Annotated in this window: 14 protein-coding genes and 1 pseudogene; 8 read left to right on the forward strand and 7 right to left on the reverse strand. The window is 46.1% G+C overall.

All coding sequences use genetic code 11. The features are described from left to right. Positions 1-38: 38 nt before the first annotated feature. The 6 genes from dld to map all read right to left on the reverse strand — a co-directional run bounded on the left by dld (position 39) and on the right by map (position 7,461). Positions 39-1,745 carry a D-lactate dehydrogenase gene (gene dld, locus ACX9GT_RS07855; protein ID WP_473190555.1) on the reverse strand — a complete coding sequence of 569 codons (1,707 nt, stop codon included), beginning with the start codon at positions 1,743-1,745 and terminating at the stop codon, positions 39-41. A gap of 239 nt (positions 1,746-1,984) precedes the next feature. Then, positions 1,985-3,649 (reverse strand): serine/threonine protein kinase, encoded by a 1,665-nt coding sequence (locus ACX9GT_RS07860; RefSeq protein WP_473190556.1) that lies wholly within the window; start codon positions 3,647-3,649, stop codon positions 1,985-1,987. 13 nt (positions 3,650-3,662) lie between these two features. Beyond that, a complete protein-coding gene (locus ACX9GT_RS07865) occupies positions 3,663-4,382 on the reverse strand; it encodes a hypothetical protein (protein WP_473190557.1) in 720 nt (239 codons plus the stop codon). Between the two features lie 7 nt (positions 4,383-4,389). Continuing rightward, entirely contained in the window at positions 4,390-5,223 is an 834-nt protein-coding gene (locus tag ACX9GT_RS07870) for a TerY-P anti-phage system-associated VWA domain-containing protein (protein ID WP_473190558.1), read from the reverse strand. Between the two features lie 382 nt (positions 5,224-5,605). Beyond that, positions 5,606-6,133, reverse strand: coding sequence for a fimbrial protein (locus ACX9GT_RS07875; protein WP_473190559.1), 528 nt, complete (start codon positions 6,131-6,133; stop codon positions 5,606-5,608). 533 nt (positions 6,134-6,666) lie between these two features. Then, positions 6,667-7,461 carry a type I methionyl aminopeptidase gene (gene map / locus ACX9GT_RS07880; RefSeq protein ID WP_473190560.1) on the reverse strand — a complete coding sequence of 265 codons (795 nt, stop codon included), beginning with the start codon at positions 7,459-7,461 and terminating at the stop codon, positions 6,667-6,669. Between the two features lie 852 nt (positions 7,462-8,313). Here map and ACX9GT_RS07885 point away from each other — a divergent pair. The 8 genes from ACX9GT_RS07885 (at position 8,314) to ACX9GT_RS07920 (ending at position 17,914) form a co-directional block, all read left to right on the forward strand. Then, complete coding sequence (locus ACX9GT_RS07885) at positions 8,314-8,847, forward strand: fimbrial protein (protein ID WP_473190561.1); 534 nt, start codon at positions 8,314-8,316, stop codon at positions 8,845-8,847. Positions 8,848-8,944: 97 nt separating this feature from the next. Further along, positions 8,945-9,628 carry a fimbrial biogenesis chaperone gene (locus tag ACX9GT_RS07890; RefSeq protein WP_473190562.1) on the forward strand — a complete coding sequence of 228 codons (684 nt, stop codon included), beginning with the start codon at positions 8,945-8,947 and terminating at the stop codon, positions 9,626-9,628. Positions 9,629-9,735: 107 nt separating this feature from the next. Further along, complete coding sequence (locus ACX9GT_RS07895) at positions 9,736-12,294, forward strand: fimbria/pilus outer membrane usher protein (RefSeq protein WP_473190563.1); 2,559 nt, start codon at positions 9,736-9,738, stop codon at positions 12,292-12,294. Continuing rightward, positions 12,278-13,345 (forward strand): fimbrial protein, encoded by a 1,068-nt coding sequence (locus ACX9GT_RS07900; RefSeq protein ID WP_473190564.1) that lies wholly within the window; start codon positions 12,278-12,280, stop codon positions 13,343-13,345. Before ACX9GT_RS07895 ends, ACX9GT_RS07900 begins: the two co-directional genes overlap by 17 nt. 50 nt (positions 13,346-13,395) lie before the next feature. Then, entirely contained in the window at positions 13,396-13,932 is a 537-nt protein-coding gene (locus ACX9GT_RS07905) for a fimbrial protein (RefSeq protein WP_473190565.1), read from the forward strand. Positions 13,933-14,763: 831 nt separating this feature from the next. Continuing rightward, the gene (locus tag ACX9GT_RS07910; protein WP_473190566.1) at positions 14,764-15,393 is read left to right on the forward strand and encodes a helix-turn-helix transcriptional regulator; all 630 of its coding nucleotides are present in this window, start codon (positions 14,764-14,766) and stop codon (positions 15,391-15,393) included. An 85-nt stretch (positions 15,394-15,478) separates the two neighbouring features. Further along, a complete protein-coding gene (locus tag ACX9GT_RS07915) occupies positions 15,479-16,375 on the forward strand; it encodes a LysR family transcriptional regulator (protein ID WP_473190567.1) in 897 nt (298 codons plus the stop codon). 597 nt (positions 16,376-16,972) lie between these two features. Next, positions 16,973-17,914: a LysR substrate-binding domain-containing protein gene (locus ACX9GT_RS07920; RefSeq protein ID WP_473190568.1), complete on the forward strand. Its 942-nt coding sequence runs from the start codon at positions 16,973-16,975 to the stop codon at positions 17,912-17,914. Between the two features lie 32 nt (positions 17,915-17,946). On the opposite strand, the pseudogene ACX9GT_RS07925 reads toward ACX9GT_RS07920, so the two are convergent. Next, positions 17,947-18,069 (reverse strand): annotated as a pseudogene (locus ACX9GT_RS07925) (type VI secretion system baseplate subunit TssG); the annotation flags it as partial. Positions 18,070-18,102 lie beyond the last annotated feature (33 nt).

Consider the following 18,102-nt stretch of genomic DNA (forward strand, 5'->3'; position numbering starts at 1 on the left):
GGCATAAGGGGTTTTTGCGTTTTAAGGCTTGCGAGTTATCAGCGACGATCGCCCCAGAACTTCTGCTTGCTGGTTTTACCCAGGCCGGGGTTAAAACTGTTGGTGGGATCGGCCTCTTTATAGAAGGCCTGCAACTCCGGCTTGGCGTGATACAGATGGCCGACGTTATGTTCGGCTGGATATTCCGCACCGCGCCGATCGAGGATCGCCAGCATCTGTTCTTTTAATGCGTGGCAATCAGCGCCTTTTTTCACCACATAATCCTGATGGAACACGTGGCACATAAAGTGGCCGTAATACAGTTTATGCACCAACTGACTGTCGATTTCCGGCGGCAGGGTTTCAAACCATTCGCTGTCGTTGCGGCGCAGGGCGATGTCCAGCGCCAGAATATCCTCCACCTGATTGTTATGCACGGCCTGGTAGCGTATGGCGGCACCCGCCGCGGCAAAGCGATGCAGGAAGGCTTTCTTGCCTTCTTCCGGTGTGCAAACGAAGAAATCCCCGTTGGCCTGCGCGAAGTAGCTTTGCAGATACTGTTGCGCTTCTTCCACCCCAGGGCCCGACATTTTCAGCAGCAGATGGTGCTCAAAACGGATGCGGTACTCTTTCATCCGTTTCGGCAGATGGCTGGGTGCCAGCTTGCTGAGCTTTTGCATTACGCAGTCGGTGAGATTGCGCGGCAGCAAAGGCAGTTTGTTGAGGCGGGCATCCACAAAGCCTTTCAGGGTGAAGAAACGAGGTAGCTGGTCGGTGCCGAGCTTGTCGATCATCATAAAAGTGTCTTTGCCGTACACTTCGGCAATATCGAAGATATCGCGGTGCATGTACTCACCGGCCACCGGCAGATTTTCGAACTGGCTGAGCATATGGCGGCGCAGTTCGGTCAACACCGCCGTGTCGTTGGTGCCGATATAGAACACTTGCTCTTTATCTTCTTTGGCAAAGGTATCCAGGCGCACGGCAAACACCGCCAGCTTGCCCGCGCAGCCAGAGGCTTCGTATAAACGGCGCTTATCGGCGTTGAAGCGGGAAGGGGTGTCGGCATCTACATCGCGCACCCGGCTGGCGTATTCGTTGTCGGAGGCGCGCAGTTCGCCGTATTCGACATCTTCTGGCCGGTAATCCCCTTTCTCTAAACGGTTGAGGATCTCTTCTGGCGTATCACCGAGCTTAATCCCCAGATGATTGACCAACCGCAACTGACCATCGGCATCCAGCTTGGCGTACAGCGCCATTTCGGTGTAGGCCGGGCCGCGTTTGACCAGCGAGCCGCCGGAGTTGTTGCATACGCCGCCGATCACCGAAGCGCCGATGCATGAAGAACCGATCACCGAATGCGGTTCGCGGCCGTAAGGTTTGAGCAATTTTTCCAGTTTATTCAGCGTGCTGCCGGGGAAACCGATCACCTGTTTGCCCTGATCCAGCACCTGAAGCTGATCGAGCCGCAGGGTGCTGACAATCACGATCTCGCGATCGTAATCATTGCCGCTGGGTGTCGAACCTTCGGTTAAACCGGTGTTGGCGGCCTGCATGATGACAATTTTATCGGCATCGACGCAGGCTTGCAGGATCTGCCACAGTTGCAGCAGGCGGGTAGGGAACACCACGGCTAACGCTTTGCCCTCGCCGGAGCGGAAGCCCTTGCGATAACGTTCGGTGTTGCGTTCGCCGGTCAGCACTTGCATGTTGCCAACGATATTCTTGAGCTGATCGATAAATGCTTGGTCAGCGGACTTGGTCATGGCTAGCTCCCTGTTATTATTGAGTCGCGATCTTGCATATCCTGCCTGGCGCTCTTCGTCACGCAGCATCAGGATTTCCACGCCGCTAGTGGCGATCGCCTTGGTTAATCATAGGTTCGGATAGTAATTAACAAAACATATTTGATTTATATGGTTTTTTAAAGCTACTTTTTTAAAAGTTTAATTTTAGCTTCTAGTGCTAAGAGCGGGAAAGTATTTCTTAGAAGACATGAAGATAATTATCTAAAAAACCATTTAAAAATCTTCTCAAGAATCCCTTTTTCCTGCTTTTGCGGTTTTGATGAAGGAGTGATGCCAGGCCCGCTTGGGAAGGGGGCTGAAGGTAGGGATGGCGACACTTTTGTTGGAGCAACATGCGGTGTTGATACTTTTGCCTGAACGGTATGTGGTGCCGATGCCCGTATCTTGTTAAGAACCGCTTGGTTTGCTGTAGAAGTCGGGGGGCTTGAAATCTGCGGGGTTACTGAGGTCTGTTTGCCCTTTATTCGCTCCAAGGTTTCCTGGTTACTGCTTGTGGAGATTACGGCTTGCTGAGTGATTTTGGGGCCAGCAAGACGCCAACGGGCATCGGTGTCTGAGAGAATTGTCATCTGGCCGACGGTTGTTACCGTAATTGAGAGATGTGAATACTTGTATTTATCGCTAACATAGGGCGGTTCCATAAGACCGATAACGCTTATCCATTTTCCGACCCATGACGAATCGGGTTTAGAATATAAGGTATTAAGACCTTCACTCCATATCGATATCTTAAAGATACGGCCACGCCAATCCCCGAAATTAATGAAGATATATGGCTTGCCGTTCCGTGCCTGGTTGAACTTTATTTCAATGATTTTTCCGATGACCTCCACCTTGTAGCCTACACGTCGCAAGCAAGCGTCGTAATCAATAGCGGACAGTATATCGTAGGCACCGATGTAGACAGGTTTCGGCTTGCCAGGTTGAACTACTCCAGTAATATTGAGCACTGCTACCGATGCGGGTATGTTCTTACCGGCAATGAAATTCGCCAATGTAGGCGTTTTCTCCATTGACGAAGTGCAGACAGCAGCAAAATTCTTGATGTCGGACGATAGAGCCTTGCTGCAAGCGAGCATACCTATGACGGAGGACGACTGCGGATCGGAGAAATCATTAGCTCGAAAAACGATTGCATCAAGTTCCGAATTTGTCTTATCCCATATTGATGGGTCAGCTTGCAGGGCTTTAAGGCTCAGCCAAAGAGAGATCAGCGAGAAACGGTCTAGCGTATGATCGAACGGATTCGTAGCCTTGCGCTTGGGATGTTGGAAATTGACATGACCAAGCTCAGCACTTCCTAGTGTTTTGATTTCATCAACGAACATCCCGTCGTAGTCGATCAGTTGCACGGTTGCGCCACCGTTGGAAACCATCAGATTTCCGGTTTGGAAATCTCCATGTGCAATTTTTTCTTTTTCTAGGAAGGCTGCGAGTGACTCGAGCGATGCTGAAAGCTTCGTTATAGCTTGCGGAGAATTCCTGTTAACCTCGAGGAACTCACCAAGTGTTTCCCCTTTCGCCCAAGCCATCTTGACGATAGGGTACGGTTTGCCTTCGATCATGATCCCATGCGGCTGAAACTGGAAGTCGAGAAAGTACGGCGAATGCAGGCCAGAAATTCTCCTGGAGATCGCTTCGTAGCGACGTTCCAATGCCTTTGATTCCCGATGAAAGCAGCGAACGGCGTATTTTTTAACTCCTGCTTGGATCGTATAGGTCAGAGCAAAGCCACCGCTGATGGCGAGTGGCAGACCTAACCCTGTAGTTGTGATCGTACCGGCCCTTAACTCAGGATCGCTCAGTAACGTAGAGTGAGCCTGGAAAGCTTGATTGTATTGCTCAAGAGACGGATAAGGCATCTTTCTTTCCGCATTAGAACGACAGGACAAGCAGTGTCGAGTCGTCGACACGCATCCGTTTTACTGCTCGTTCCCTAAGGACCAGCTCTGAGAGCTGCTCCTCCGTTTGAAGTGAAAGCAGCTCGGTAAGGCCGGAGCCGCCAGCCAGTGCCTCTCTGAGTGCCCATTCGCCGAGAGCGTCGGTCATACACATTAGCCGAGGCTCGGTAAGGTTTTTGAGATGAAAGGTTTTCCCATGCGATGTCCAGAAACCGCCGCCGCCAATGAAATCGTTGTGCCCGGCGATAGTTGCAAGCAGGGTCGGGCGCTCTTTGAATCTTTCAGGATCCATGAAAGGCCATCCACGAATGAATTTTCCTCCGTCGGTCAACATGGCGATGCTATCTCCAATGGCGAGAATTTCCACGGCATTGTATTCCTCGAATTGCTCAACACCTAGGAGCGTCGCGAAACTGCCTCGCTCGTATGCCGCCTGTTTGGACCAAGACATCGATTGAAAGTCATGAGCGGCTGAGTATTCCACTAAAGTGGAAGTCACCCACTCAGGAGTGACTTTCGGATCGGCTACGAATCTGTGGGCGAGTAGAGAGGCCCACAACATCGAGTTGAAGGATTCGCTTGCTCCATCGCAGAGAGCGAGCCTTCTCCCGTCTTCGGAGAAGGCGAATTTATCCTCATTTGCCTCGGGGCAACCAGAGTCCTTCGGAACTGTTCCTGAGAATTCCCGCTTCATCCGTAGTTCAACGCAATTGCGAAGCACGGGTTCCGATGTCGAAGAAATCGACGAGTTCGGCCGCCTCGGCGTTGAACATGAAACCGCGGGATTCCATGCCGACGGTATGGCCCTTCTCCTGCGAGAACCGAACCAAATGCTCGGGCAGTGGGCTGGACATCCGGAACAGCAGCTTAGCGTAGTCATCCGGCAAGCCGATGTCCGAAGCGGGGAAACGGATCGGATCGTTTCCGAGGGAACTGACATGGATGTTGAGAATCAGGACTTCTCCGTCGTTAGTGCGGATTTGGCGCAAGTGGCTGGCGATTTCTTCTGGATCTCCATCAGTAGATTCACCGTCAGTAACATGCAGGATCGTTGGAGGATAGCAGTCCGGATGAGCGTCGCACCAAACCACAAGTTCTTCGGCGGCTTTGGTCAACGCCTCGCGCATAGGTGTACCACCGCTAGCGATAGGATCGAACCACACTGGAAATTTTATGGTTGTCTCAACGATACCGCCTGCGCCATCGTCCATTTTCCGCTTGCGATCTTCCACGCGAGCTGGATTCTGCTCAAGGGCGGAGATTGGATTGAGGACGTGGCCTCCAAGCGAGCCGGAGAAACCGTTAGAAACGCCTTGGCCGCCGTAGCCTAAAACACCAACTTCGAAGTAGTCTCGAACACCTTCTGACTTGGTACAACGGGTGACGAGATTCATTAAGGTACGGTTAAGCGCGTCAGCGACGAACTCCGCCTTGCTTCGGCCAGAGGACATCTTATCGGACATGGAGCCCGATTGATCGACGACGAAAAGGAATGCTGTCGGGTTATTGCGGCTGATTTGAGCTTCGTAAACCATGGATCTTTCTCCCCCTAAAAATTGTGCCTATTATATCAATTAGATCGGTTAATGCGAGAAGCGTCTCTCCAGAATATCCCGGAATATTAACAAATATCTGATTAGCATCACTGTGTGCCAAAAAGTTGGCTACCACTTTGCTGGTTGATACCGGGTAAGCGGTTAATTTGAGGGGATTGGTATCCACGTACTTGGCGTTAAAGAGAAGAATTTGTAATAACAGACCGGCAGGAGTGATTGTTATGACTTTTATGAATAAGTCATGGCTTTTTTCTATAGGCTTCTGGATTGTTTATTCAAGAAAGTAACTGCCTATAGTCTATAAAGTGGGTCAGGATATGTAATCAATATGCGCTGACCCACTCCAATCTATACCGGGTGTTTACTGATAAATAATCGTGAACTGGGCGCTAGCATTCGCAATGCCAGCAGTAATGGTGTCAGAGATCGCCTTGTAACGGGCAACAAAGTTCAGGTTGGTGACAGAGCCAACGCCGGTTTCCAGCGTGTAAGGTTGGGAGTTCTCAAACAGATTAACTACCTGCTGGCTGGCATCAGACAGTTCGATGGCTACGCCTTCAGCACTATCTACGCCAGAGGTCAGTGCCAGTACACTGTTGTCGCCAGCAACGCTGGCACCGTCAAATTTCACCACTGCGGTGGTGGCTGCTACCGGGCAATCTTTCAGCACCAGTTGGAATTGGGTGGGTGCTGCTTTACTGCCGATGCCGTTGAAAGCGTTGGAGGAGACTTTGCCTAAGGTTACCGTCAGGTTCTGCGAGTCGGTATCAACCGTGCAAGCCACGTCAGTAATTTCACCGACGAAATTAATGGTACCATCAGCAGCAAATACGGCTGGAGTGGCAATAACCAAAGAGAGCAGTGCAGCACTAATGATGTTCTTTTTCATAAAATCTCTATTCAATCCGTCTTTAGGCATTATTTAATGCCGCTTCATGTGATTAAACTCAATGACATTCTGCTGATAGGCATCGTCATCAAATTATTCTTTCGCCATCTGTTTTCCGATGAATAACCAGTGGCATCATTTAACGCTGAGCAACATCAAGCTCTAAATGATGGGTTGAGCTTACGTTTATTCCCAGACTCTTGATGGGGATTTTGGTTGCCCCTTTGTTGTTATTTGTACAACCTGTAAAAAAATGTAAGTGCCAACCGTCGTTCCTATTTATTGATAGGTGATGTTCAGCATTACCGGCGCCAACGAGGCTAAGCCAATTGAAATAGTTCTATGAGTTATCAGGCAGGTGAAGGCGAAGTTACTCGAGAAAGGTCAAAGAGCAACGCTCGACGTGTTCTTTAAAAAAACAATGCCAGCCACCTTAAGTGACTGGCATTAAGCCGTAGGGTGCAGGCAATCACGATCGCAGTCATCGCCGTTGGGTGGGGAATCTTCGGTTAAACCGACGAATGGCGTCTTATTCAGTAGCGCTCGGTATACCCGGCCTGGCGCTCTTCGTCACGTAGCGTCAGGATCTCCACCCCGCTTGCGGTAACCGCCACGGTGTGCTCCCATTGGGCAGACAGCTTTTTGTCGCGGGTGACCACCGTCCAGCCATCTTTCTTCTGCTTGATGCGGTGATCGCCCTGGTTAATCATCGGTTCGATGGTAAACACCATTCCTTCCTGCAATACCGTGCCGGTTCCCGGCTGGCCGTAATGCAGTACCGCCGGGCCTTCATGCATTGCGCGGCCAATGCCGTGGCCGCAGTATTCCCGCACGACGCTGTACCCGGCCTGTTCGGCGTGGCGCTGGATCGCGTGGCCGATATCCCCCAGCGTAGCCCCCGGTTTCACTGCGCGAATACCTTGCCACATGGCCTCATACACGTTGTTTACCAACCGCTTGGCGACCGGAGCGATCTGACCGATAGCGTACATTTTGCTGGAGTCGGCAATAAAGCCGCCGTTTTCCAGCGTGATATCCACGTTGACGATCATGCCGGAACGCAGGATTTTACTGGCCGAAGGCATGCCGTGGCAGATCACCTCGTCGATCGAGGTATTCAGCACGTAAGGGAAATCATACTGGCCCTTGCTGGCGGGGCGTGATTTCAATTCATCGACGATAAACGCCTCGGTGCGATCGTTAATCTCCATGGTAGTGATGCCTTCGCGGATCGCCCCATCGAGCATAGCAAACACCTTGGCCAATAGCGCACCAGAGTGGCGCATTTTGGCAATCTCTTCCGGCGTTTTGATGACAATCTCTTTCACCCGATCATTTCCTTTAGTGTCAATCCATAAGCGATTTGTAGGTGAATTATATACGGTTTGCAGGGGAGGGGTTGGTATTCCTTGGCGCAGGCCAATGCGTTATGCATTGGCAAAGAGAAGTTTGAGTTAGTTGGCGGAAGATGGTCCGTTGCCAGGGGCTTCAGACTACAGAACTTCAATAAACACACGTAAAACCTAAAATTGCCTGACAGGTGAAAGAAAAAATATGTGAGAGAGACTGAAAAGTGCTTCCAATACGCTTTAGAGCACCAAAAAACTCATTGGTTTATTTAATAAAAATCAGGTTATCAAAATATTTTATACGCTATAAGAAAATGTTGTCTTTACGCTTCCGTTCTAACTTGTAAACTATGTGCATGTTCTATTGCTACAGCAGGAAGAAGCTAAAAACTTGCACAAGTAGACATAATGCAGGACGCACTGTAAATCACTAGGAATCATTTTTGATAGCTGCTCTATAGCCTGAGAAATACCATTGTAAAGTATTAAAAATAAGCAGTTAGGATTTTCTAAACCGATACCCTTACAAATAACATGAGTAAATGCTGAGCTTGAATTAAATAAATCCAATCACCACTTTATCAATAATGTCAAGGCATCATAAATAAGTAATAAATTGATTTCTTCTTAAAATTTTTTCACTTGTAAAAAACCATCAATATTAATTTGACGGATTTAAGACGATTTAATGAGTTTTTTCAAAATGAATGCATTGAAAATAACCTTTTTTTAAGGGTTATTCTCATGTTGTTCATCAAAGAGCACAAGTCTGGATGGCATTTAATTTAAAATGATGTCGCCAGTTTATTTATATTCAAGGAGTTTTATTTAATGAAAAAGAATTTTATTGCTATGGCTGTACTGGCCTCTTCTTCCGTATTTAGTGCTTATGTGGCAGCAGCCGATGCACAGGTAAAATTCACCGGTGAAATTACCGATGTTGCCTGTAAGGTTGACGCTGCATCTCCATCACTGGAAGTGAATCTGGGGAAAATTGCCAAGACAGCCTTCACTGATGGTGCGGGTTCCAAGGCGTCAGCAACCAAGTTTACCTTAGAACTGACGGACTGTCCTGACGCTGCCAAAGGGGCACGTGTGAAGTTTGACGGTACTTCCGCTGCGGGCGACAACAGTGTACTGATGCTCACTAACGAAAGCGGTGTTGCAAAAGGTGTTGGCATCCAGCTATCTGACGATTCGAATACCGTGTTGCCACTGTTTAGCGAGTCTAAATCCTACACTTTGGCAGAAGGTGTGACCAACAAGCTGAACTTCGTAGCAAGCTATATCGCTATCTCTGACTATACCTCGATTGAAGCAGGTAAAGCGAACGCGACTGCCAACTTCACCATCAACTACAACTAAGAGCCAGTATCAGCCCTGCTTGCAGGGCTGATACTGCCACTCTTGGCAGACACAGAAAAAATGTGTCTGCCTATTTTTTCTCAAGATTGGAATGTGTATGAAAATTTTTACTACCGTGCTGTTCGCATCGCTGCTTGTGGCTGCCAGCACAGTACAAGCCGGTGTGGTCGTGGGGGCTACTCGCCTGGTTTATGACGGAGCCAAAAAGGAATCTTCATTAAGCGTCAGTAACCCAGACAACGTACCTTACCTTATTCAGACCTGGGTAGAAGATACCTCGGAAGTTGGGGCGAAAACGCCTTTTATCGTCACACCGCCGCTGTTCCGACTTAATGGCGGACAGCAAAACGTCCTGCGCGTAGTTCGTGCGGGGGGTAATTTGTCTGAGGATAAAGAGTCGTTATTTTGGATGAATATAAAGTCTATTCCAGCTGCCAAAAAAAGTGATGTTGAGAACCAGAACGTATTACAAATAGCCATAAAGACGCGCATAAAATTGATTTATCGCCCAGATGGTTTAAAAGGCAGCCCAGAAGAAATGGCTGACAAACTCAGTTGGCAGCGCAGTGGCAACAGTCTGAAAGTGACCAATCCAACGCCGTTTTATATGAACTTTCAAGAAGTGAAAGTGATGGGTAAAGAAGTGACAGAGGCAACCTATGTAGCTCCTGGGGCAACGGCCAGTTTCACTTTGCCAGCGGGGAGCAGCGGTAACAGCGTGACTTGGAAAGTCATCAATGACTATGGCGCTTCTGGCAAAGAACATAGCAGCATGCTGTAAATAATATTTCTGAACATAGGACACAAGAAAAAAACATATTCAAGCATTTGGTATCAGTGAAAGTTCGTGGAGATTAATTCTTCCAGTTAATATGTAGGATAAAATAGATGAATAATTATAAAAATCAGACTGGAAGACTACCACGTATCAGCCAGTTGTCGTATTTAATTACCGTGATGTTGGGGACGGTTTCTTTTGAAACCCAGGCACGTGACTATTTTAATCCAGCACTGCTGGGAATTGATAACCCTCATCAGGCCACTACAGATCTGACCGTATTTGAAGATGAAAACTTACAAGCTCCAGGCACTTACCGAGTCGACATTTATCTCAATAACGAACCGCAGGGCGCAAATGAGGTCGAGTTCCGCCTGTTAAAAGATGCCCAAGGCAAAGAAAGCCTACAGCCTTGTTTAAGCGTGACACAGTTAGCGGAAATGGGGGTTAAAACCCACCTGTTCCCAGGCATGGGCGATAAGGAAACAGAATGCGCCGATCTAAGCGTGATCCCTCAAGCCAGCACTGAGTTTCAATTCGCTTCCCAGCAATTGATGATCAGTATTCCGCAGGCCGCCATTTCCTCAAGTGCGCGAGGTTATGTGCCAGAAAGCCAATGGGATCAGGGGATCACCGCGTTGTTGCTTAATTACAGCCTGAATGGAGCCACTACACAGGCGCGCGAGGGTAACTCTGCCAACAGGAACAGCCAGTTCGCCAATCTGCGGCCTGGGTTTAATGCCGGATCGTGGCGCTTACGCAGCTACACCACCTGGAATCGCGATAGCGACGGGCAAAATACGTGGAATACGGTTTATACCTATGCTCAACGCGATCTCATCGCCTTAAAAAGCCAACTGGTTTTAGGGGATGGAACGTCACCCAGCGATGTGTTCGACAGTATGCCATTTCGCGGTGCGCAACTGGCTTCAGATGAAGACATGATGCCCGACAGCCTGAGAGGCTATGCACCGGTGGTGCGTGGCATTGCCCGCACTAATGCGCAGATCACTATCCGTCAGAACGGCTATGTGATTTACCAGAGTTACGTGACGCCCGGCGCGTTCGAAATCAACGATATGTTCTCTACCGGGGGCAGTGGTGATCTGTTTGTGACGATCAAAGAAGCTGACGGGGGCGAGCAGCAATTAGTGGTGCCCTTTGCCTCGTTGCCGATACTACAGCGCGAGGGCGCTTTAAAGTACGCCGTGACCGGTGGGCAATATCGTTCCTATGACAGCAGCGTAGAGAAGAACTCTTTTGCCCAGGGAACGGCAATCTACGGTTTGCCATTTGGGCTGACAAGCTATGGCGGTATGCAGTTTGCGCAGAACTATCAGTCTCTGGCATTCGGCATTGGGAAAAACCTGGGTAGTATCGGCGCGCTGTCGACCGATATTACTCATGCTAAATCCACGATGCAAAACGAGCCCAAAGAACAGGGTCAGTCATGGCGCATCCGCTACAGTAAAAACATGGTGCAGACCGGCACTAACTTTGCGATTGCAGGGTATCGGTACTCTACCGACGGTTTCCACAATATGCAGGAAGTCATGGATACCTACCGTGACCAGAATAGCGCCCCAGGTATTGAACGCAGGCGCAATCGTGCCGAACTTACGTTGAGCCAGAATCTGTGGCAAGGGGCGGGTGCCCTTTCACTGAGCCTGATTAATGAAGACTATTGGAACAGTGAACGAAACCAGCGTTCGATCGGCGCGGGTTACAGTAACAGTTGGAACGGTATCAGCTACGCTCTGAATTACAGCTATAACGAGAATTCAACCGCCAATAGCGATGCAAGTGGTGAGATCTACGACAGGAATCATCTGTTCGCATTCAATGTCAGCATACCGTTGAACCGCTGGTTGGGGAACACCTACGCCAGCTACAGCATGAATAGCAGCCAGAAAGCTGGCACCATTCACAACGTGGGGATCAATGGCTCTTCATTGGCAGGTAACAATTTAAACTGGGGTGTGCAGCAAGGCTATGACAGCAACAACAGTAGCAACAGCGGCAATTTAAACGCCGATTACCGTGGCAGCTACGGCCAGATCGACGCCGGTTATGGTTATGACCCGCAGAGCAGACGCGTAAACTATGGTCTGCAAGGCGGTGTGATAGCGCATAGGAATGGTGTGACCTTCGGACAACCGTTAGGGGAAACCGTGGCGCTGGTCAGCGCTCCGGGTGCCGCAGGCGTTGGTGTCAATAACACCAGCGGCGTGAAAACCGACTGGCGGGGCTATGCCATCGTGCCTTACAGCACCCCCTACCGTAAAAATCAGGTGCAGTTGAATACCGAAACTCTGCCGGATGAGGTCGAACTGGCACAAACCACTCAGAACCTGGTACCAACCCGCGGTGCGGTAGTGCGAGTGGGCTTTGAAGCACAGGTGGGAGCACGTGCCATGATGACGTTGCTCAAAGCAGATGGATCTCCGCTGCCATTCGGTGCCACCGTGAGTGACCAGGCACAAAAAAACGCCCAGGGGTTTATCGTCGGCGACAATGGCCAGGTCTATTTGACCGGCCTGGCCGAACGTGGCCTGCTCACCGCCAAATGGGGCAACGAACAGCATCAAACCTGTCAGGTACATTATTCTCTGGCAAAACAGCAATCAGCGACTACGGGCATTCATGAACTGAATGGCCAATGCAAATAATATAAAAAAGATGATATTCAAAATGGTTAAAAAAATATTCTTACCCAAACTGTGGTTAGCATTAGGTCTGATTGGGTTTTCTTCGCTCAGTCACTCTGCTGTGACGTGCACGCGATATACTTCAACGGCTTTTACTTTTTCTAGCATCACGCTCACCGTCCAAAGAGATACGCCGTTGAACTCGCCAATCTCTGACTTGATATACAACCCTAGCACCGCTGAGGTATTTAGATGCAGGACAACTCTACAGGGTGAGTGGGCTAACGTGGGAATAGCGACAAACTTGAGTTTTCATTCTGTTATAGATAATAGAAACATATACTCCACCAGTATACCCGGAGTAGGAATCGCTATTGGTGGAAGAGCCGGTTACTCAGGTAAAGGGTACATATCCGGGGATATATTTATTCGCCCTACGGGTAATTTATTTGGAGATCCTAATGGAGCCGCCGTTTTGGGGCTTACTAATGTTAATATGGAATCTCTGCAATTTCAGCCTATGATCCGATTTTATAAAATAGGCCCGATTAGCTCGAATATCTTTTATGGGAAGATTGCTGAAATTAAGGTAGGAGGTACTACCCTGCTATCATCCGCAGGTAGTGTTCCAATTTCTCTGGATATGGTACGCGTCAACAATGTGGCATGTACCATTAATACTCCGGTGATCCAGGTACCGTTGTCCGATGTGAATGTTAATGATTTTACAGCCATTAATAAGACGCTTAGCCCAAAAGGTTTTTCTTTAGGGCTCAATTGCGATGCTGGTACCAAGATCAACGTCAAGATGATCGGTGAGAAGAATACGGACACCTCCGCCGATGGCGTATTGCAGCTAACTGATGCCAGTTCTCAAGCAGCTGCAACCGGGGTGGGGATTCAAATTCTTTATAACTCCAAACCGCTGGTTTTGGATAATAATCTTGTGCTAAAAACTTCAGCCGGTGGTCAGGAAATCTTCCCTTTTACGGCGCAATATTACCAGACGAAAAGCAAGGTGACCGGTGGCACGGCCAATAGCGCCATGGTCTTGGATATCACTTATCAATAATATCAAGTGAATTGGCTTTTCGAGCATACCCATTATTTAGAGCAGAGATTATGAAAAAAAGCAGAAAAAAATTTATCTTATTCATGTTGATATTGAGTTCGGGTCTTCAGCAGGCCTTAGCCGATGCCGTTCAGGTTAATATCACCGGCAAAGTCATCGCATCACCTTGTACGCTGGACACTGCGAATTCTGACTTAACTGTTGATCTGGGTAATATTAAAGTCGCCAGCATGAAGGTAGCAGGTACTTATGGTGGCACAGAGCAGTTTTTTAACATTGCGCTGAAAAACTGCCCAACCGGAACCAGTAGAGTAGTAGCAACATTCTCCGGTGTTCCTGATGAGGACGACGCCACCCTGTTTGCCAATACTGGAAGTGCGACAGGGGTAGGGATTAAGGTCAAGACACATGATGAACCCTATACAGGGACTACGGTGCGGCCAGATCAGTCAACCTGGGTATTACCCGTTGAGGCAACCACCAGAACCACGAGTTTTGCTTTTGCCGCCAGAGTGTATACCAGTACGGGAGAGGTCACCCCTGGCACGATCGGTGGTGTTATGCAGGTAGCGTTCACCTACCAATAATGATCACTGGAGAAATGTATTATTAAGAAACACATGCCTAATGAAACCGGAGCAACACGGTGGAAAGTAATGTTCAGTATCATGTCTAGCACTGAGTATTATACTCATCATGCTTTAAGTCGCACCGATGTTGGCTGCGATCGATTATTTTATCCATCTTTTTGCCGGGTCCATTTGAAGCCACTGTAAGCTGCGTTCAAGTCTGCTGCCGACAGATTTTTCATCCTGGTTGCATAATTTTCTATGCTTCTGATGGCGCACACTCTTACTACTTAAATATAACCATACTTAATTAGGGTATATGCAATCAGATGGTGTTTTTGCTGTCTAAATAATTTTCAAGATAATGCCATTTTTTGCATAAACACATAAAGCTACAAGCCTCATATTTTAATAGCACCTGTTGAAATGTACGATGCTAGTCTGTTGAAAATAAAACAAAAACATCATTTTAGCGAATGTTATGAAATGCTATTCAATCGATATTGATTATGTTTTTTTATCGCATATAAAAAAACGTTGCTTCCTGAATCAAGATAAATAAATTAGAATTTTCTTAGTAAAATAAAATCCAAAATCACATCATAATATGTGAGATTACTGGGTTAGGTTTTTATTTTATGTGTCCTTATTAGATGGTTTACCTGAGCATAAATCAGCACCATAGCTCTACTTTTCGAAGGAAGATAAACGGTAGTTCTACATAGAGATAAATCTCAACAGCTAATAAAAATAACTTTCATTGCAGCCGGTTTTTTTCACAGAAAAGGTTTTGCTGAACATATGAATGAAAAACTCAATATATAAAATGAAACTGAAAGGTAAAGATAGATGAAAAAGAAAGTAGTAATAAAAGGCTCATGCAACTTCATTAAAGTAGGCCTTGAGCATTTATTGAAAGAGCAGTCTGAACATAAAGCAATAAATTCAGATATAGACGTTAGTGTATGTAAAAATAACAACCTCACCTTGCCAAAATCAGGGTGTGATATTGTTTTTTTAACTTTTCTTTATAACGACTACGCTCCAGGGTTCCTGCTGAATCTGACAGGGAGTTATTTTCATAACCTCTCAGCCAATTGTAAAGTAGTCATAGTCACGGACTCAATGTATTTGGGGGTATTAAAGCATTACATGCGGAATTTTAGTGATTCCTGCATTGTTCTGGATGTCTCAATGAAATTAAGAGAGTTAGAAGATAACATTATTTCTTTTTTGAACAAGGAAAATAATCCTGGTAATAATAAAAAAGCAACAGAAAAGTTGAAACTATCTCAACGAGAAATGACTGTCCTACACCATCTTCTGAAAGGAAAAGACATGAAGTGTGTCGCAAGTCATTTAGGGATTAAATATAAAACCGTAAGTAGCCACAAACGCGCGGGATTGTCGAAACTTGGCATTCGATCACTGCACTCTTTTGTTATGCCTAACAATAGATTTAGTACTTTTAATCAATGATCTTTTTAATTAATGCGTTAATTTTTAATATCATATTGAAATTCTGCCGATGAAATTTATTTATCCAATTTAGGGATAAGTGTTAATGAACATACTTCCTAAAGTAAATCAGTTACAAGTGTTTATGGCTATAGTGAAAAATGGAGGTTTCCGCAAGGCAGCAAAAATACTCCATTTAACTCAGCCTGCACTTACTCATTCAATGCAGGAATTAGAGAAGAATTTAGGTGTTCCCCTATTTGTGCGGAGGAAACAAGGTGTTAATCTTACCAAGGCTGGAAAGGTTCTTGAGGAGCGTGTTCAATTTTTAATTAACACATACGAGCTAATTATTAATGATGTAAAACGTGTCAGTGAAGATAAGATTACAGAAAAGCTATCTCTGGGAGTTTCCTCTTTCTCCTTATTTTCAGCGTTACCAGAAAAGATCAGTGATTTTCAAATTAACTCCCCCGAAACAGAAATAAAAATTGTCGAGGATGAGTTAATGACATTGCTTAGGATGCTGCGCGCTGGGCAATTGGACTTTATCATTCATCCTTCCAGTGAGCATTTTATTAACAACGATCTCGTTGAAGAGGTTTTTTTTAACGCTAGAATGTGTATTCTAACAGGTACGGATAACCCATTGGGCAGTGCTAACTCAATAATTGACTTCAATGATTCAACGTGGTTTTTACCAAAATCAAAAGTAGACTACTATAAAAATCTTAAATCTTCATTTGAAGATAAAATAAAAATTGACAGTCCTGTTTTTTTCGGCGGTGGAATAATGTCTTTATTGATGACTTTAGAATCTGATTTCATCACTCTGGTTCCAGAGGTACTGATAGAAAATAGTTTATTAGGGCGCCAGTTTTATAAAGTTAACATTAAGGAGAATCTCCCTGATATATCGTATAAGATTGTATATTTACGCCATTTCCCATTAAAAAAAACAGCGACAGAATTCATTACTGAACTGCGGGAGATATGCCACTGAATAGGTGCGTAGGATAATAATTTGCACCGAAAGGAAATAGCATCCTGGTCAATTTCTGGGTGTGCTATCGTTAAAAGGAGTTATACTTTGATGCAGGAAACTATCTATACAGTACAGGGTAATGATCATGTACACAGGTTCATCGTTTGGCTACTAACGTTGACTTGGTATCACGATGAAAACCCCATGTTTTACTCACATAACGTGAATGTTCAGTTGAAAATAGACGCGAACTAGCAGTTATGTGATTGGCAAGTTTCAATATTATTTCTATTTATCGTGAATTAGCCATGTATGACGGTATTAGCCAATATTACATGGCTCAAAAACCCAATATCATAGTTGCTGTTTGCTATAACAGCAGTATAGTAATGCATAGCACTTTATGGGAATAGTCATTCAATTCACCTAATGGATTAATAGTCAAGTTAAACCTCAGAAGCCTATTCAGATACCCCTAAAAAATGAGTTCTAGGTAAATAGTATCCGTAGGCTATGCGGCTTGTACGGGCACAAACTTAAAATTAGTTTTTTTGTAACTCGAATATATACTTATACTATAAGACATGGTGTGCAAAGTAAAAGGTAATACTTCATATGATTAAGTTACAGCAAATGAAAGTCTTTCAAATGGTTGCTGACTTAGGAAGCATAAGAGCTGCGGCTGCTGCACTGCACCTTACGCAACCCGCTCTAACACGCAGCCTCAAAGAGCTAGAAGCGTCATTAGAAGTTGATTTAATAATCAGAGGGACAAGCGGCATTACGCTAACTGAGGCGGGTAAAGTATTTAAAGTACGCATCAACCAAATACTCAGAGATATAGAATCAACAAAAAATGAGGTCAGAGATATTGTGAAGTTTAGAGATCGCAGTATAACGTTTGGTTTTTCATCCTCTCTAACCTATACGGTTTTACCTGAAACTATAAAGCGTTTTCAAAAGTATTTTCCTGATATTAATATTAATCTCGTGGAAGGTCAACTGACAGAGTTGCTGCCTAAGGCGCGCAGTGGTGAATTGGATTTTTGTATTTCTATCATAGCGGATAATATATCAATAAGCGACTTTATCATCGATGCTTTTTTTAGCATGCCTTTTTATATTGTTGCACGGAAAGGACATCCATTAGAAAAAAGTTCATCAATAAAAGACCTTAGTAACGCAGATTGGTGTTTGCCTTCAAACACATTCGGCTACCAGCAGGAAGTGGAATCTGTAATACTTCCCGACATTGGTAATAAAACAATACTTAGGGGAGAGTCCGGTGAAATCAGGCTAAGTATGGTCTTGAATACGGATTACTTAACGCTTGCACCGGCGGCTATTTTTACAGGTTCGTTCTTTAAAGATAACTTAATCACGATTAACGTCGATGAAAAAATACCGAGCGCTTTATATTGTGTAATGCATCAGAGTAAGTTTCCGCTATCTCCAGGTGCACAATGGTTATTAGATGAGTTTAAAATTAGCATTGGTAAACATTGCGATTACTGGGAGGCAGTAAATAACTTTGACGGCCAGTGTAATTTAGTTTAGGGGGCTGCATCAATAATAGGCAATCACGTTTTCAAGGCCATCAGGCTGCCTGAGGTCTTGTCAGTGCCACCCGCCTTAAAGGTGGCCGAGCAGTTGTATTTGCGCCAGATAAGGTAAAACTGCGTCATCGCCCGGAGGTTGCAGGTATCTAAAAACTTTACTCTTCAGCACGAGGGTTTTCCTGAACG

It is taken from the genome of Serratia sp. YWN4, from assembly GCF_055790845.1.

Coding starts and splice junctions, on each gene's coding strand:
- dld (WP_473190555.1), bottom strand. CDS start 1,745: ATGACCAAGTCCGCTGACCAAGCATTTATCGATCAGCTCAAGAATATC.
- ACX9GT_RS07860 (WP_473190556.1), bottom strand. CDS start 3,649: ATGCCTTATCCGTCTCTTGAGCAATACAATCAAGCTTTCCAGGCTCAC.
- ACX9GT_RS07865 (WP_473190557.1), bottom strand. CDS start 4,382: ATGAAGCGGGAATTCTCAGGAACAGTTCCGAAGGACTCTGGTTGCCCC.
- ACX9GT_RS07870 (WP_473190558.1), bottom strand. CDS start 5,223: ATGGTTTACGAAGCTCAAATCAGCCGCAATAACCCGACAGCATTCCTT.
- ACX9GT_RS07875 (WP_473190559.1), bottom strand. CDS start 6,133: ATGAAAAAGAACATCATTAGTGCTGCACTGCTCTCTTTGGTTATTGCC.
- ACX9GT_RS07885 (WP_473190561.1), top strand. CDS start 8,314: ATGAAAAAGAATTTTATTGCTATGGCTGTACTGGCCTCTTCTTCCGTA.
- ACX9GT_RS07890 (WP_473190562.1), top strand. CDS start 8,945: ATGAAAATTTTTACTACCGTGCTGTTCGCATCGCTGCTTGTGGCTGCC.
- ACX9GT_RS07895 (WP_473190563.1), top strand. CDS start 9,736: ATGAATAATTATAAAAATCAGACTGGAAGACTACCACGTATCAGCCAG.
- ACX9GT_RS07900 (WP_473190564.1), top strand. CDS start 12,278: ATGGCCAATGCAAATAATATAAAAAAGATGATATTCAAAATGGTTAAA.
- ACX9GT_RS07905 (WP_473190565.1), top strand. CDS start 13,396: ATGAAAAAAAGCAGAAAAAAATTTATCTTATTCATGTTGATATTGAGT.
- ACX9GT_RS07910 (WP_473190566.1), top strand. CDS start 14,764: ATGAAAAAGAAAGTAGTAATAAAAGGCTCATGCAACTTCATTAAAGTA.
- ACX9GT_RS07915 (WP_473190567.1), top strand. CDS start 15,479: ATGAACATACTTCCTAAAGTAAATCAGTTACAAGTGTTTATGGCTATA.
- ACX9GT_RS07920 (WP_473190568.1), top strand. CDS start 16,973: ATGATTAAGTTACAGCAAATGAAAGTCTTTCAAATGGTTGCTGACTTA.